The following is a 14,870-nucleotide window of genomic DNA, read 5'->3' as shown; positions in this document are numbered from 1 at the left end:
CAGCTCGTTACCCGGAGTGTACGCCACGTCCACCCGGCGAACGCGGAACTGCGGCTCGGAGATTCTCCCGACAAGTTCCGCTCGGGAGGCATGTCGGGGCGATTCGGCGAGAATCTCCGAGCGTGCGCACGTGGGAGCCGGTGCGCCGGCCGCGCCTACGCGGCGAGTCCCTCGAGCCCAGCGGCGGCGAGCAGTTCCGCGCGCTGCACGAAGCGCCCGAAGAGCTCCTCGCCCGGCTGCAGCACACCGCCGGCGGCCAGGGTGCCGATGTGCACGGGGTCGAAGCCGATGCGGTCGAGGAACGCCGCGACGCGGCCGCTCGCCTCCGCGTCATCGCCGGCCACGGCGACAGCACGGCGTCTGGGCGCGCCGACCGGCGCGGCGTCGGTATCCATGTCGTGGTAGCCGAGGTGATTCAGCGACTTGACCAGGCGCACACCGGGATGCCGGCGCTGCACGACCTCGCTCGTGCTGAGCGCCCCGGCCCCGATCAGGATCTTCGGCGTTCCGTCGACGGGCTCCCAGTGGTTGGCTGCGTCCACGACGACCGCCCCGGTGAATCGTTCCAGGTCAACGGTGTCGATCTTGCCGAACGGCACGGCGAGCACGGTGAGCTCGGCGGTGGCCGCGAGTTCGTCCAGGCTGGCGACCCGGGCTCCCGGCGCCGTCATCGCGAGGATCTGCTCGAGGAACAGGGCGTTCGGCGAGCCGGCGATGAGCACCTCGTCGCCGGCCGCGAGCGCGAGCTGGGCGACGGCGGTTCCGACCTTGCCCGCGCCGATTATCCCGATCGTCGTCATGCGCGGAGCGCCGCGTCGACGAGGGGCTTGACCGTGGTGCCGAGCAGCTCGATCGAGCGCAACAGCTGCTGCTGCGGCATGTCGCCGAAGTCCATCTGGAGGAAGTGTCGCATGTGGCCGAGGCTGCCGTGCAGGCTCACGATGCGCTCGGCGATCTCCTCGGGCGATCCGACGAAGAGCGCGCCGCCGGCCGCCGTGTCGCGGTCGTAGGAGAGGCGCGACGGCGCCGCGAAGCCTCGCTGCGATCCGATGACGCCCATTGTGTTGTGCCAGTGCGGCCAGAAGTCGTCGCGGGCGGCGGCACCGGTCTCGCCGATGTAGCCGGGGCTCCCGACCGACACATTGATGTCGGCCTCGGCCATCCCGTTCGCCCTGGCCGTGTTGCGGTAGAGCTCGGTGAGCGGCGCGAAGCGGGCAGGGACGCCGCCGATGATGCCGTAGGCGATCGGCAGGCCGAGCAGGCCGGCGCGCACAGAGGAGGAGGGGTTGCCGCCCGTGCCGAGCCAGATCGGCAGGCTGCCGGCATCCGGTCGCGGAACCACGACGGCGTCGTGCAGCGCTGCTCGGGTCGTGCCGTTCCAGGTGACGCGCTCGCTGGCGTTGATCGCGAGCAGCAGCTCGAGCTTCTCGGCGTACAGCGTGTCGTAGTCGTTCAGGCTGTAGCCGAACAGCGGGAACGACTCGGTCGACGATCCACGGCCCGCCGTGATCTCCGCGCGGCCGTTGCTCAGTGCATCGACGGTCGCGAACTGCTGGAAGACGCGCACCGGGTCATCGGTGCTGAGCACGGTGACGGCACTGGCCAGGGTGATGTTCTCGGTGACGGTTGCGGCGGCCGCCAGAATCGTGGCCGCTGCCGATGCCGGCATCTCGCGGGTGTGGTGCTCACCGATGCCGAAGTAGTCGAGGCCCACCTCATCGGCCACGCGAATCGCTTCGAGCAGATTGCGGGTGGACTGGGCCGTGCTCACAAGCTCGCCGCTCTGCGGGTCGCGAGCGAGGCTGCCGAAGCTGTAGACGCCGAGTTCCATCGGTGCTCCTTCCATTGCGGGTGCATTCACTGAGATCAGGACGCCGGCTCGGATGCGAGCGGGTCTGGGAGTCGTGCTCTCGTTCTCCTATCGTGGGCACCGGGCGCGCTTTTGGCGAAGGGCCGGTAAGTCACTTATCATTAGTAAGTGGATACCGAGCTGACCTCCCTCTACGGCGAGCACATCGACGACGCCGAGTGCCGCCGCTTCCAGATGGCCGCCGAGATCGCCGGGCGCAAGTGGACGGCCTCGATCCTGCTCGCCGGCGCCCGTGGCGCCGAGCGCTTCTCCGAGTACCGCGCCCTCGTTGACGGCATTTCCGACCGCATGCTCTCGGTGCGACTCAAGGAACTCGAGCAGGAGGGGCTGATGCTCCGCGAGGTGACGCCGACGACGCCGGTGCAGGTGCGCTATCGCCTGAGCCCGGCCGGCCGCGAACTCATCGCGGTGCTACACCCGCTCGTGCGCTGGGGCACGAAATGGCGCACCGATGCCGATGCCGGCGCGAACGCGCTCGGGGCCGCGGTCTCTTAACGTCCTTCGGCTGATATCCCCTGTTCACTTCGAAGAACGGGGTATGCCCTGCGGAAGGAATCCGCGAGCTCCTTCACCGGCCCCTTCGATGAACGACCGGCGTAGAGAACTGCCTGGCTATGCCGCGAGTGGTTCGATCTGGATGCGTCCTCCGCGGCGGGGAGTTCGTGCCGGGTCTACGTTGGGTGGCGGGATGAACCAGGGCACATTGTGTCTGATCTCGATCTGCCAGCCGTCATGGTGTATTCGGTGGTGGTGGCCGCTGCAGAGCAGGATCCCGTTGCCCAGGTCGGTTGGCCCTGTGTCCCGTTTCCACCAGCGGATGTGGTGGGCCTGGGTGAAGCTGGGCGGGTGTGGGCAGCCGGGCCAGGCGCAGCCACCGTCGCGGAGGGCGAGCGCTCGGCGTTGGGCGCGGTTGAAGTGGCGCCGGGTGAGTCCCAAGTCCAGCACCTCGCCCTCGCCGCCGAGCACGGCGGGGATGAGGTCGGCACTGGCGGCCAGCCGTCGCGCGCTGGAGGCGGAGATGCACTCGGCCACGCCGTCGATGCGGGCGGCGCCGATGCCGCTGCTGAGTTCGGCCAGGGTCATGGTGACCATCAGGGTCGCGCTGCTCAAGGCGGGCAGGGCGCTCTCGCACCCGAGTCCGTGCCGGGCAATGTCAACGAGGGCGTCCAGCCGCATGGCGGCGATGTCGCGACCGTCGACGAGTGCGGGGTCGAGGTTGTCCCGGTTCGCGTGCAGTTGGGCGCTGACGATGGCGTCGATCGCGGTGAGGAGCACACCGCCGCTTTCCGGGTCGCAGCTGGCGTGCAATTCGATCATGCCGTCCGCGGTGATGCGCTTCGTCAGTGCCCGTTGGTGGCGCAGCTCCTCTTCGCGGGGTCGCACGCCGTCTTGGTCGAGGCGATCGCGCCAGAGCCGGCACAGCGCGGCGATGTCGGCTACGGTCAGCGTCTCGGAGGCAGCGACAAGGGAGTCTTCAGCAACCCGCAGGTGTTCGTGGTCTGCGCGGGGTGCAACCGCTTCGAGCATGCGCACGATGAGGGCCGCCGCATCGGTGCCGATGCGGTGTTCGGCCAGTGCGGCCGCCACGGCGGGGAACGGGGCTTGGATGACGGCGCCGGTGAAGCTGAGGCCGGTGGCGGTGCGTTCGCCCAGACGTTGCAGTTTCGCCGCCTCACCGATCGGCACCCGCATCACATCTGCCAGCAGGCCCGGTGTCGAGGTGGCGCCCTGCTTCGCACTGAGCCGGTCCGGCCCGAGCTCGGGACGAGAGCGGCGACCGAATTCGGCCGCGGCCCGCACCCGGAGCGTGTCGACTGCGCGCGCCACGCACTGCAGCCTCTCGACGGCGGCGAGGAGGCCGTCATCCGGCATGCTCTCCAGCTCCGCCTCCACCCGTCGGCCCATGTGCTCGGCCGCGAGGTGGGCGGCGGGAGTGCACGTGGCACTCTCCCAGACGCTCGTCAGCTCGGCGACGGTGTCATTGAGTGCTTTCAGTGCCTCATTCATCGCGTCACCACCTTCGCTGATCGAGCGGGGTTTCCTCGTTGAAAACAGCCTCTCATCAGGCCCTGACACGGCTTTCTGCGCGATCCGAGCTCCGCAATGCATCTCGTTGTGAGAACACCTCAGAAACTGCGGAATCACGCGTCTGAGGCGCGAAAATCCACTGAAATGCGCGCGAGAAGTGAACGAGAGCTGTGCGATTGCGAGCGCGCAGGGACTGCGCGCAAGCGGGTCACCGACGCTAGACGCTAACCGCCGACGAGGGATCCGGGGTCGGTGTTCGCTCCGCAGACGATCACGGCGATGCGCTCGCCCGAGCGTGGGCGGTAGGCCCCGGATGCCAGGGCGGCCGCCGCGGCGGCCGCTCCGTACTCGCTGGGGATGCGGTAGTCACTCCACAGCGCGGTGCGGGCCGCCACGATGTCCGGATCGCTCACGAGAACACTGCTGAGACCCGTTCCCCCCGCCGCGCTGGCCGCCGCGAATCCGATCTCCCCGACACGCCGGGCGCCGAGCGAATCCGCGGCAACGCCGCCTACCTCGACGTTGACCGGGGTGCCAGCCGCCAGCGCGGCATGCAGCGTTGGCGCCCGCTCCGGTTCGACGGCCACGACGTGTGCCCGGCCGGCGACCGCGGCGAGCACGCCGGCGAGCAGCCCGCCACCTCCGACGGCCACAAGAATCGTTTCAATGCTCGGGTCGTCGGCGAGCAGCTCCTCGGCCAGCACCCCTGCGCCGGCGGCGATCTCCGGCTGATCGTAGGCGTGACAGAACAGCGCGCCGCGCTCCGCGGCAAAGGCGGTCGCCGCCTCGAAGGCCTCAACGTACTCCCGACCGGTCTGCACGACCGTCGCGCCGAGGCTGTGCAGCAGTGCCACCTTCACGGCCGGCGCGGTCTCGGGAACGAACACCGTTGCCGGAACGCCCAACTCTCGCGCCGCGTAGGCGTTCGCGATGCCTGCATTGCCTCCGGATGCCACAACGATGCCGATCCCGGCATCCAGCTCGCCGTGTTCCCGGGCCGCGAGCTGGCGGTTGAACGCCCCGCGGGCCTTGAAGGTCCCGGTGTGCTGCAGGAACTCGAGCTTGAACGAGAGTGTCTCTGTGGCGTGGAACGTCGGCGTGCGCCGCACGAAACCGCGGGTGCGGCGCTCGGCGGCCTGAACATCGTGGCGCGTGATCACGGGTGCCCTCCGGTCGATGAAAGATCAATCATGGCATCCGGCGCAGGGAGGACTCCGGTGCGGTCTCGGCGGGATCGGCCGTCAGTCAATCCGCGCGGCGATCGCCGCGATCTCGACGAGCGCGCCGGGGACGGCGAGACCGGACACGCGAGCCCCGGTCACCAGCCCCGGCTCCTCGGTGGCGAGATCGGACGCGATTGCTCCGTAGGCTGCGGCGATATCGACCCCGTCGACGAAGAGCACCGTCCACTGCACGACATCGTCGACGGTGGCGCCGGCCGCGGCCAGGGCCGTCTTGACGTTTGCGAGCGCACGAATGGACTGCGCGGCGACGTCATCCCCACCGACGAGTGCGCCGTCGGCGTCGACGGCGTTCTGGCCACCGACGTAGATCGTGGTCGCACCGGCCGGCACGACCGCGACGTGGCTGAAGGCCGGGCTGTGCACGAGGCCATCTGGGCGGATCCGTTCAATTGGCATAGTTCACGATTGCACGGAGCATCGGCAGAGGCAATCGCTGCTAACCGGATGGACGGGTTGCCTCATCGATCCGCCGACGTCGTACATCGACCTGAGCGCTGTCGCGGCAGGCATCGCCGAGCGCGCTGTCGCGGCAGGCATCGCCGAGCGCGCTGTCGCGGCAGGCATCGCCGAGCGCGCAGTCGCCGCCTGGCTACTCGCTCGGCTTGCTTGCCTGACCGTCGAGCCAGAGCCGGTCGGTCTCGTCGCGGTGCGTGCCGTCTGTGCCGACGTGCTTGCTCGAGATCTGATCGCCCTTGGTGATCACGTGGACGAGCGCCATCGCGTGCCCCTGACCGAGTCCATAGTCTTCCTTCAGCCAGGCCACGATCGGCGTGGCCTTCGTGCTCGCATCGAAGCCGCGCTCGTGAGCGAGATCGATGAACTGGCGCGGGGTGAGGCCGGTCTTGGTCTCGATGTTGTCGAGGTATGCCTGGAATGACATCGCTGAGTGCTCCTGCCGTGAGTCGCGGGATCAATCACGGAGTAAGGCACCCCGATGGCCCGCCTGCTCCGACAGTAGCGGTCTCGCCGGCGATCGCAATGCCCCCGCCATGTAAACCTCGCCAGCAGCGCGCCGTCTCCGAACGCGAGAGACTGGGGGAGTGACCACTGCGCCGTTCGACCCGTCGAGGCTCGGTCGCGGGCTCGCGTTCGCGGCCGCGGTCACCGATCTGGGCGCCGCCCTCGACCGGAGCAACGCCGTCGTCGTCAGCGCGCCACCTGGCACGGGAAAGACAACGCTTGTCCCGCCGATCGTCGCCGATCGTGTCCCGGGGCGGGTGATCGTCACTCAGCCGCGGCGGGTCGCCGCCCGCGCCGCCGCCCGACGGCTCGCCCAGTTGGACGGCTCGCCCATCGGCTCCCGCGTGGGATTCACCGTTCGTGGCGAACGCCACGTCGGCGCCTCCACCCGGATCGAGTTCGTCACCGCCGGCGTGCTGCTGCGCCGCCTGCTCGATGACCCCGGTCTCGACGGCGTCGGCGCGGTCATCATCGACGAGGTGCACGAGCGAGCCCTGGAGACGGACCTGTTGATCGGACTGCTTGGCGAGGTCCGCGAGCTGCGCGAGGACCTCGTCCTCGTCGCGATGTCTGCGACTCTCGACGCCGAGCGGTTTGCCACGATCCTCGGCACGGAGGCGTCTCCGGCGCCGATCGTGACGCAGAGCGCACCGGCACATCCGCTCGAGGTGCGCTGGGCTCCATGCCCAACGCCCCGGCTGGACGAGCGCGGGGTGGCCTGGGCCTTCCTTGACCACGTCGCGAGCACCGCCGTTGCCGCGCACCGCACCCTGGTGCGCGCCGATCCGGCAGCCGATGCTCTCGTCTTTGCTCCGGGCGCACGTGAGGTGTCCGACATCGCCAGACGCATCCGTGGCCTCGCGACAGAGTTCGATGTCCGCGAACTGCACGGCCTCATCCCCGCTGCAGAACAGGATGCCGTGATCAGCGGTCGGAGCCCGGGCTCTCCCGCACGGATCATCGTCACGACCTCACTTGCCGAATCCTCCCTGACCGTCCCAGGCGTGCGCCTCGTCGTCGACACCTGCCTGTCTCGTGCTCCTCAGCGCGACGCGGCGCGCGGCATGAGCGGTCTCGTCACCGGCCCGACGCCCAAGGCCTCTGCCGTCCAGCGCTCCGGGCGCGCCACGCGGCAGGGACCGGGCGTCGTCGTCCGATGCGTCGACGAACGGACCTTCGCGGCGGCGCCGGCGCAACCTGCCCCCGAGATCGCGGCGGCAGACCTCACCGACGCTGCACTGCTCCTCGCCTGCTGGGGTGCGCCGGGCGGCGTGGGTCTTCGGCTGGTGGATCCGCTTCCCGCCGGCAGCCTGGGTGACGCCGTCGCCGTGCTGCGCGGGCTCGGCGCTATTGATGCCGATGGCCGGGCCACCACGGAGGGGCGAGCGCTCGCCCACATCCCGACGGATCCGCGCCTCGCCCGTGCACTTCTCCTCGGCAGCGGCGTGGTGGGAGGACGCACGGCCGCCGAGGTCATCGCACTGCTGAGCAGCGAGCTGCGCGTTGCGGACGGGGACGCCGCGAGCACGCTCTCCGCTCTGCGCACCGGGCGAAGCCCGGACTCCCGCAGATGGGAGCAGGAGGTGCGACGACTCGAGCGCTTCACCGGGCCGAACGGAGCGGCAGGAGGTGCCGATCAGACGGGTCTCGTCATCGCACTCGCGTTCCCCGACTGGATCGCCCGCCGCGTCGATCACTCACCGCACGGCGCAACGTTCCTCCTCGCCTCCGGCACCCGCGCCGGGATCACCGGTCCGCTGGCGAGTTCCGATTGGCTGGCGGTGGCGGATGTCACCAGGGCTCAGGGGCGGGCGGCCGCGGGAACCGGGGCGACCATTCGTTCTGCGGCCGTTCTCTCCGAGGGCGAGGCTGAACAGGCGGCGGCCCACCTGATCACCGACCGGGTCGAGGCGCAGTTCGTGGATGGGCGCGTCGTCGCCCGGCGCGAACGGCGGCTCGGAGCGATCATCCGCTCTTCCGTCCCCGTGCGCGTCCAGGCCGACGACGGCGGTCGGGATGCGGTCCGGCGCGCCATCGAGGAGCAGGGACTCGGGCTGTTCGGCTGGTCAGACACCGCACATGGTCTGCGGCGTCGACTCGCCCTGCTGCATCGCGAGATCGGGTCCCCCTGGCCGGATGTCTCGGATGCCGCGCTCCTCAGCACCCTCGATTCCTGGCTCGGCCCCGAGCTCTCAGAGCTCGCAAGCGGCACGCCGGTCGCGCGCCTCGATCTTGCCGCGGCGCTCCGCCGTGTGTTGCCGTGGCCGGAAGCGGTCGAGATGGACGCTCTGGCTCCTGAACGGCTCGAGGTACCCAGCGGGTCACGGGTTCGCCTCGACTACCCGCCCATCGACGATTCCGCCGCCCGCCCCGTTGTCGCCGTGAAGCTGCAGGAGTGCTTCGGCTGGGCGGAGACTCCGCGTCTCGTCGGAGGGCGCGTACCGGTGTTGTTCCACCTGCTGTCTCCGGCCGGGCATCCGCTTGCCGTGACCGACGACCTCGCATCGTTCTGGGCCGGTCCGTACGCGCAGGTGCGCGCGCAGATGCGTGGTCGCTACCCGAAGCATCCGTGGCCAGAGGATCCCTGGTCCGCGGTGCCCACCCGGCACACCACGCGCCGAGCCGCCTTGGGTTAGCGACGTAGACGCTCAACCGACCTGCCTGTGAACGAGCACGTAACCTCGCCCACTCGGGCAACACGACAGAGACCAGTTCTCGAGACCCTTGGGGCATTTGGTGGCGCTTGCTCGATGCTCCGCTGTGAGGACTCGACCTCCGAGTAGTCGCGTCAGACTGTCCCAAACGTTAGGCCGAGGAATAGCATCAAGCCCACGAACAACGCGAGCCCTCCTCCGATGAACACCGTTGTACGGATAACCGGTAGGCGAGTAGCGGCCGCCATCGCCGCCGCGATACCTGTGACGAACAGCCACAAGATGGCGAGCAGGAGCGAACAGAGCTGGATTCCGAGCGCGGCCTCGTCCGCGTTCGACGCGGCAGTATCGCCGTACTCCGCGATCGCGGCGCGATAGCTCTGGTACTCGTCGATGTTCAGTGCAAGAAGCATCGTGAGGTAGAACGCCGGGACGAGTCCAGCGACGACCAAGATGATCCACCCACCGGCCGATGATTTGCGCCGGGTCGTGCGGTCGAGTCGTGGATCGATTTCGGTCACGTCCACGAGCCTATCGAGGGCGCGCCGCTCAACACAGTGGACCGCCGTACCGGCTCGCCCGCGGTGAGGAGGCGTCGGGCGGCACTGCAAGGATTGCAACTCAACGTGCCGCTCCGAACACGAGGCGAGACGCTGAGTTGCACAACGACGCTCTGCGTTACGCGTTCACGGCCTATGTGAACGCACGCGTAACCTGTCGCCGCTGGCCCAGTGAATCATTGGATTCGTAACGCAAAGTGTCGTCGGGGTTTCGTGCGCAAAGTGTCGCCCCGAACAGGCCAGTGCAATTACGGGGATCGTGGGGGTGTTCTGCGTCCAGCCAGAGGAACTAGCGAGGAAGCGCGTCTCTCACCCACTCGGACAACGCCACAGAAGCCAGTTCTCGAGACCCCTGAGGGCATTTGGTGGCACTTGCTCGACGACCTCGCGGAGGTGGATCTCGCTCAGGCAGCCGTTGGAGTCTTTGGATGTTCGAGAGGAGCACTCGACCGTGCCTCGCCATTCGGCCACGTGGACGACCATGGCCTCGGTTCCTGTCAATCGAAACCGGAATGGCTAGCGGCCGCGATGTCACCGCCGAGCAATCCGATACTGTTCGGAAAGGCGCGAGTGCCGCGGCAAGTTTCTCGAGAAGCCCCACTCATCGAGTGCTTTTCGGGAGTCGTGCTCTCGCTAGCGTCTGATCATCGGGCCGAGACTGTGACAACAGTTTCATCACATGCCTCTGACTCGCTGACTTTGAAGCCTTTGGATTCACTGACACTCGTGAGAATCGAACAATGCCATCAACAACCGAGAACGCAATACGCCGGCTTCATTTATGGGCGTTGGTCTTTCGTGGCGTCGCTGTCGGTTGGAGCACCCTCACCGTGTTGACCTTTGGTTCCTTGGCCATGTGGGGTCAAACCGGTTTCCATGAGGCCCACCCCTTTCTCGTCGGAGGGACCGTGCTCTCAGTTTTCTACACTGCCGCCCTGATATGGCCGGTGAAGCCAGATGTGCGACACCGTCTGCCACGAATTGTGATGGTTCTACGTTGGCAAGTCGCGACTGGAATCACGATTGCATTCGCACTGGGCTTCGCGGCTCGCGCTGAGCTCCAGATGTCGTTCTGGCTATATGGGACCTACCTTGTCCTTTCTGCCATTTTTCTCATTTCGATCAGCCTGGTTTCCCAAGGCCTACAAAAGCGGTATGCAGAATCTGACGACGAAGCACGAAGAGCCGTGCTGGACGATCTCGTGGGTCGAATTGCGGCGAACACAGCCAACCAACTGCGTTCCGCAATGCCTGAGTTTCTCGCCCTAGCCAACGCCACTGATGAGCCTGCGCAAAAGCAACGTACTTCTTCCGCGCTAGGGCGATGGGCGTGTCGTGTTTTAGGGAAGTTTGATGGCAACGCGCCGCGGTGAACTACCAATGAAAGATCTTCGCTCCATTCGCGCCGACCTGTGGCTCCTTGACCGTCGAACCAGGGAGGTCAATCACCGTACCGCCATATTTGGTGACGGTGCCGCCTCGTACTCCGGCGTTCTCGATTAGACCGGCGACTGACAGAGATCCGGCGAGGCGGCCACCGACCGCCACACGAAGTACCCCGCCGGCGTCGACGTGCACGCTCCCGTTTTGCGCCCCACGCACCTCGCCCGTCGCGTCAGCACCGATTGTCAGCGACCCATTCTGCGCGCCGTGGATTGCAACCTGTGCGCCTGGCTGTACGGCCAGCGACCCGTTGTGGGTTGCGCCTTGAACGATGGTAAGCGTCCCGTTGTGTACACACACTGATCCATTGTGTGCACCGTTTAGCGTACTGTCACCGTCAATGACAAGAGTCGCCTGCTCGACCTGAAGTCCGCCGGCGTCGATGAAAATATCGTTTGGATGAGAGTGATCCACAGTGGCCTCCAAGTGGCTAGTTGTCGCAACCGTCACGAAGCGACACTTTAGGTTGCAAAGCGACGCTCTGCGTTACGCGTTCACGGCCTAGCTCGGGGCGAGGTCCGCGAAGCGCGAGAAGTGGCCGTGGAAGGCCACGGTGACGGTCCGGGTCGGGCCGTTACGGTGTTTGGCGACGATGAGGTCAGCCTCGCCGGCGCGCGGGCTGTCCTTCTCGTAGGCGCTCTCACGGTGCAGGAGGATCACCATGTCGGCGTCCTGCTCAATCGAGCCAGACTCACGGAGGTCGCTGATGGCCGGCATCTTGTCTGCACGCTGCTCGGAACCACGGTTCAGCTGCGAGAGGGCGATGACCGGAACCTGCAGCTCCTTCGCCATGAGCTTCAGTGCACGCGAGAACTCCGAGACCTCCTGCTGGCGGCTCTCGACGCGCTTGCCCGAGGTCATCAGCTGCAGGTAGTCGATGACGACCATCTTCAGGCCGACGCGCTGCTTGAGTCGGCGGCACTTCGCGCGGATCTCGACGAGCGTCATGTTGGGGGAGTCGTCGATGTACAGAGGCGCATCGTTGATGCGGCCGCGCACCTGGGCGATCGTGGTCCAGTCGCGGGCGTCGACGGTTCCCTTGCGCATGTTCTGCAGGGGGACGGAAGCCTCGGCGGAGAGCAGGCGCATGGCGATCTCCGATCGCCCCATCTCGAGCGAGAAGAAGATGGCCGGCATGTTGTTGCCGATGGCGGCTGAGCGCGCGAAGTCCAGTGCGAGCGTCGACTTTCCGAGCGCCGGTCGGGCGGCGACGATGATCATCTGGCCGGGGTGGAAGCCGTTGGTGAGGTCGTCGAGATCGGCGAAGCCGGTCGGAACGCCGGTCATCGAACCGTCGGTGTGGGACGCCGCCTCGATCTCGTCCATCGCGGCCGTGACGGCCTCGGTGAGCGGAACGTAGTCCTCGGTCTCGGTGCTGCCCGTCACGGAGTAGATCTCGGCCTGGGCGTTGTTGACGAGGTCGAGCACCTCGCCCTCGCCGGCGTAGCCCATCTGCACGATGCGCGTGCCGGCCTCGACGAGGCGGCGGAGCAGCGCCCGCTCGGCGACGATCGAGCCGTAGTAGCCGGCGTTGGCCGCGGTGGGCACGAGGCTGGTCAGGGTGTGCAGGTAGTCTGCGCCACCGGCGCGGGCCAGCTCGCCCTGCTTGGTGAGCTCGTCGGTGACGGCGATGACGTCGGTCGGCTCGCCGTGCGAGTAGAGCGCGAGGATCGCGTCGAAGATGAGCTCGTGCTTGGGGATGTAGAAGTCGGGGCCGCGGAGCGTCTCGACGACGTCGGCGACGGCGTCCTTGGACAGGAGCATGCCGCCCAGCGCGCTCTGCTCGGCGAGCAGATCGTGCGGAGGGGTGCGCTCGGTGCGATAGGACTCGGAGCGCGGGGCCTCGGCAGAATCTGCGAGCCCCAGGTGAGCGATCGACACGCGGTGCCTCCTCGGCAACTGGACTACCGGCCTGCGCCGGTCAAGAAAGGGTGGGTCGGGAACAGCTGAACCCATATCCAGTGATAGCGGGTACCTCTGACACTGCTGCTTGCCGCAGGAGAGCGGTTCAACGCAGCCGCTACGACAGGCTCACGAGAGCCGCTGCAGCCACGATACGGACAGCGTCATGGCAACTCAACCCAGCCTGTGGATAACTCTGTGCACAATCTGAGTGAAACGCCGCCAGTGTTGTGCAAAGCCTGTGGGAACAGCTGTGGACAACGGACTTTCTTTTGAGAGAAAACTGGCTTTTATCAGGGCTTAAATCTTTACACAGCTGTGTGAAGAAAGTAGTTTTCCACAGCCCAAATCTCGGCTCACAATCGTGGTCGCCTGTGCACAGAATGGGGGTATTGCGCTGGACGGATGCCGCTTAAAGAGATACGGCGGCGAGCCGAAGCCCGCCGCCGCACCGTTGAGTTTTACGCCTACTTGGCGGCTACCACCTGGAGGGTGATCGCAGCCGAGAGCTCGTCGCGCAGACGAACCGTGGCCTCGTGAGTTCCAACGACCTTGATGGCGTTGGGGATCTCGATCTTGCGCTTGTCGATGGTGCCGAGTCCGGCAGCAGCAACAGCGTCAGCGATGTCGGTGGTCTTCACCGAACCGAAGAGACGGCCTTCAGCGCCGGCCTTGACGACCAGCTTGACCTTGGCGCCCTCGAGGGCGGCCTTGAGAGCCTGCGCCTCTTCGAGCGTGGCGAGCTCACGAGCCGCGCGAGCGGCCTTGATCTGCTCGACCTGCTTCTCGCCACCGCGGCTCCACTGCACGGCAAAGCCCTGCGGAACCAGGTAGTTACGGGCGTAGCCGTTCTTGACCTCGATGACATCACCGGGGGTGCCGAGGCCAGTGACCTCGTGCGTCAGAATCAGTTTCATGTCTTTGCTCCTCAGCGTCCGCTGCCGGCGTATGGCAGCAGGGCCATTTCGCGGGCATTCTTGACGGCACGGGCGATCAGACGCTGCTCCTGCACGGAAACGCCTGTGATGCGGCGGGCGCGGATCTTCCCGCGCTCCGAGATGAACTTGCGCAGCGTGGGGACATCCTTGTAATCGATGACACCAACGCGGATGGACTTCGCGGGAGCGGCGTTCTTGCCACCCTTGGCTCCGCGGAGTGGCTTGCGGCGGTCGCCGCTGCTCTTTCCAGCCATGGTTTTTCCTTTGTCTTGAAGTATTTACACCCAGAGGCCGCGCAGTGCGGCATCCGGAAGCCGGCCCAAGGGCCTAGAAGGGGGTCTCGTCGCCGTAGCTGCCCGGGGTGTTCCACACGTCCTGGCCGCCAGAGGCAGCAGGGGCGCTCGGAGCCCACGGCTCTTCGACTGCTCCGCCGAAGTTGCCACCCTGAGGGGCGGCACCACGGGGGGCACCGGAAGACTGGGCACGCGTGACAGACGCGGTCGCGTAACGAAGCGAGGGGCCGATCTCGTCGACATCCAGCTCATAGCTGGTGCGCTTCTCGCCCTCTTTCGTCTCGTACGAACGCTGCTTGAGACGCCCGGAAGCGATAACGCGGGAACCCTTGGTCAGCGAACCTGCTACGTGCTCAGCGAATTCCCGCCACACGCTTGCGCGCAGGAACAGTGCCTCGCCATCGATCCACTCGTTCTTCGCGCGGTCAAAGGTGCGCGGAGTGGAAGCAATGGTGAAGTTGGCAACCGCCAGTCCGTTCTGCGTGTAACGCAGCTCGGGGTCTGAGGTGAGGTTGCCCACCACGGTAATTACGGTCTCGCCGGCCATCGGGACTAAGCGTCCTTCGCAGCCTTGGCCGGAGCGGCAGCCTTGCGGGCGGCCTTCTCCTCGGCGAGCTTCTGTGCAGCGGCAACCTGAGCGATTCCCTCTTCTGCACGCAGCACCTTGGTGCGCATGACTGCTTCGCTGAGCTTCAGCTGGCGGTCAAGCTCCGTGGTGGTAGCGGGCTCTGCGGTGAAGTCGACGACGGCGTAGATGCCTTCGGTCTTCTTGTTGATCTCGTAGGCGAGACGACGACGGCCCCAGATGTCGACCTTGTCGATCGTGCCACCATCGTTGCGAACAACGTTGAGGAACTTGTCAAGGCTGGGAGCAACGGTGCGCTCATCGATCTCGGGATCGAGGATAACCATCAGTTCGTACTGGTTCATGACTAACCCACCTCCTTCGGACTAAAACGGCTGCAGACGTTCTGCAAC

General features: G+C 66.8%; 16 protein-coding genes. 3 read left to right on the top strand and 13 right to left on the bottom strand.

Annotation, left to right across the window (positions count from 1 at the left end; all coding sequences use genetic code 11):
• Positions 1-155: 155 nt before the first annotated feature.
• On the bottom strand, positions 156-800 hold the full coding sequence (locus EV379_RS16585) for an NADPH-dependent F420 reductase (RefSeq protein WP_130507106.1): 645 nt from the start codon (positions 798-800) through the stop codon (positions 156-158).
• Complete coding sequence (locus EV379_RS16580) at positions 797-1,831, bottom strand: LLM class flavin-dependent oxidoreductase (protein ID WP_130507105.1); 1,035 nt, start codon at positions 1,829-1,831, stop codon at positions 797-799. The genes EV379_RS16585 and EV379_RS16580 overlap by 4 nt, the downstream gene beginning before the upstream one ends.
• 147 nt (positions 1,832-1,978) lie before the next feature.
• Between EV379_RS16580 and EV379_RS16575 the strand changes: the two genes are divergently transcribed.
• On the top strand, positions 1,979-2,365 hold the full coding sequence (locus EV379_RS16575; protein ID WP_242616427.1) for a winged helix-turn-helix transcriptional regulator: 387 nt from the start codon (positions 1,979-1,981) through the stop codon (positions 2,363-2,365).
• Positions 2,366-2,482: 117 nt separating this feature from the next.
• Here EV379_RS16575 and EV379_RS16570 read toward each other — a convergent pair whose 3' ends face one another.
• From EV379_RS16570 to EV379_RS16555, 4 genes are all read right to left on the bottom strand, one after another.
• Entirely contained in the window at positions 2,483-3,877 is a 1,395-nt protein-coding gene (locus tag EV379_RS16570) for an HNH endonuclease signature motif containing protein (RefSeq protein ID WP_165397394.1), read from the bottom strand.
• Positions 3,878-4,122: 245 nt separating this feature from the next.
• Complete coding sequence (locus EV379_RS16565; protein ID WP_130507103.1) at positions 4,123-5,058, bottom strand: serine/threonine dehydratase; 936 nt, start codon at positions 5,056-5,058, stop codon at positions 4,123-4,125.
• 81 nt (positions 5,059-5,139) lie between these two features.
• The gene (locus tag EV379_RS16560) at positions 5,140-5,538 is read right to left on the bottom strand and encodes a RidA family protein (protein ID WP_130507102.1); all 399 of its coding nucleotides are present in this window, start codon (positions 5,536-5,538) and stop codon (positions 5,140-5,142) included.
• Positions 5,539-5,731: 193 nt separating this feature from the next.
• Complete coding sequence (locus EV379_RS16555) at positions 5,732-6,022, bottom strand: DUF4287 domain-containing protein (RefSeq protein WP_130507101.1); 291 nt, start codon at positions 6,020-6,022, stop codon at positions 5,732-5,734.
• A gap of 160 nt (positions 6,023-6,182) precedes the next feature.
• Here EV379_RS16555 and hrpB point away from each other — a divergent pair, with 160 nt between their 5' ends.
• Entirely contained in the window at positions 6,183-8,738 is a 2,556-nt protein-coding gene (gene hrpB / locus EV379_RS16550; RefSeq protein ID WP_130507100.1) for an ATP-dependent helicase HrpB, read from the top strand.
• A 152-nt stretch (positions 8,739-8,890) separates the two neighbouring features.
• Here hrpB and EV379_RS16545 read toward each other — a convergent pair whose 3' ends face one another.
• Complete coding sequence (locus tag EV379_RS16545) at positions 8,891-9,277, bottom strand: hypothetical protein (RefSeq protein ID WP_130507099.1); 387 nt, start codon at positions 9,275-9,277, stop codon at positions 8,891-8,893.
• A gap of 779 nt (positions 9,278-10,056) precedes the next feature.
• Here EV379_RS16545 and EV379_RS16540 point away from each other — a divergent pair.
• Positions 10,057-10,689: a hypothetical protein gene (locus tag EV379_RS16540; protein ID WP_130507098.1), complete on the top strand. Its 633-nt coding sequence runs from the start codon at positions 10,057-10,059 to the stop codon at positions 10,687-10,689.
• Position 10,690: 1 nt separating this feature from the next.
• Here the strand turns inward: EV379_RS16540 and EV379_RS16535 are convergent, their stop codons facing one another.
• From EV379_RS16535 to rpsF, 6 genes are all read right to left on the bottom strand, one after another.
• Complete coding sequence (locus EV379_RS16535) at positions 10,691-11,209, bottom strand: hypothetical protein (protein WP_130507097.1); 519 nt, start codon at positions 11,207-11,209, stop codon at positions 10,691-10,693.
• A 51-nt stretch (positions 11,210-11,260) separates the two neighbouring features.
• Positions 11,261-12,640 carry a replicative DNA helicase gene (dnaB, locus tag EV379_RS16530; RefSeq protein ID WP_130507096.1) on the bottom strand — a complete coding sequence of 460 codons (1,380 nt, stop codon included), beginning with the start codon at positions 12,638-12,640 and terminating at the stop codon, positions 11,261-11,263.
• 488 nt (positions 12,641-13,128) lie between these two features.
• Positions 13,129-13,578 carry a 50S ribosomal protein L9 gene (gene rplI, locus EV379_RS16525; RefSeq protein ID WP_055841351.1) on the bottom strand — a complete coding sequence of 150 codons (450 nt, stop codon included), beginning with the start codon at positions 13,576-13,578 and terminating at the stop codon, positions 13,129-13,131.
• A gap of 11 nt (positions 13,579-13,589) precedes the next feature.
• Entirely contained in the window at positions 13,590-13,853 is a 264-nt protein-coding gene (rpsR, locus tag EV379_RS16520; protein ID WP_035835236.1) for a 30S ribosomal protein S18, read from the bottom strand.
• A gap of 73 nt (positions 13,854-13,926) precedes the next feature.
• Positions 13,927-14,439: a single-stranded DNA-binding protein gene (locus EV379_RS16515; protein ID WP_130507095.1), complete on the bottom strand. Its 513-nt coding sequence runs from the start codon at positions 14,437-14,439 to the stop codon at positions 13,927-13,929.
• Positions 14,440-14,444: 5 nt separating this feature from the next.
• Positions 14,445-14,822, bottom strand: coding sequence for a 30S ribosomal protein S6 (rpsF, locus tag EV379_RS16510; RefSeq protein WP_083362447.1), 378 nt, complete (start codon positions 14,820-14,822; stop codon positions 14,445-14,447).
• Positions 14,823-14,870 lie beyond the last annotated feature (48 nt).

This window comes from Microterricola gilva (genome assembly GCF_004217495.1).
GTDB lineage: Bacteria > Actinomycetota > Actinomycetes > Actinomycetales > Microbacteriaceae > Microterricola > Microterricola gilva.
This window is presented reverse-complemented; position numbering and strand designations above follow the sequence as displayed.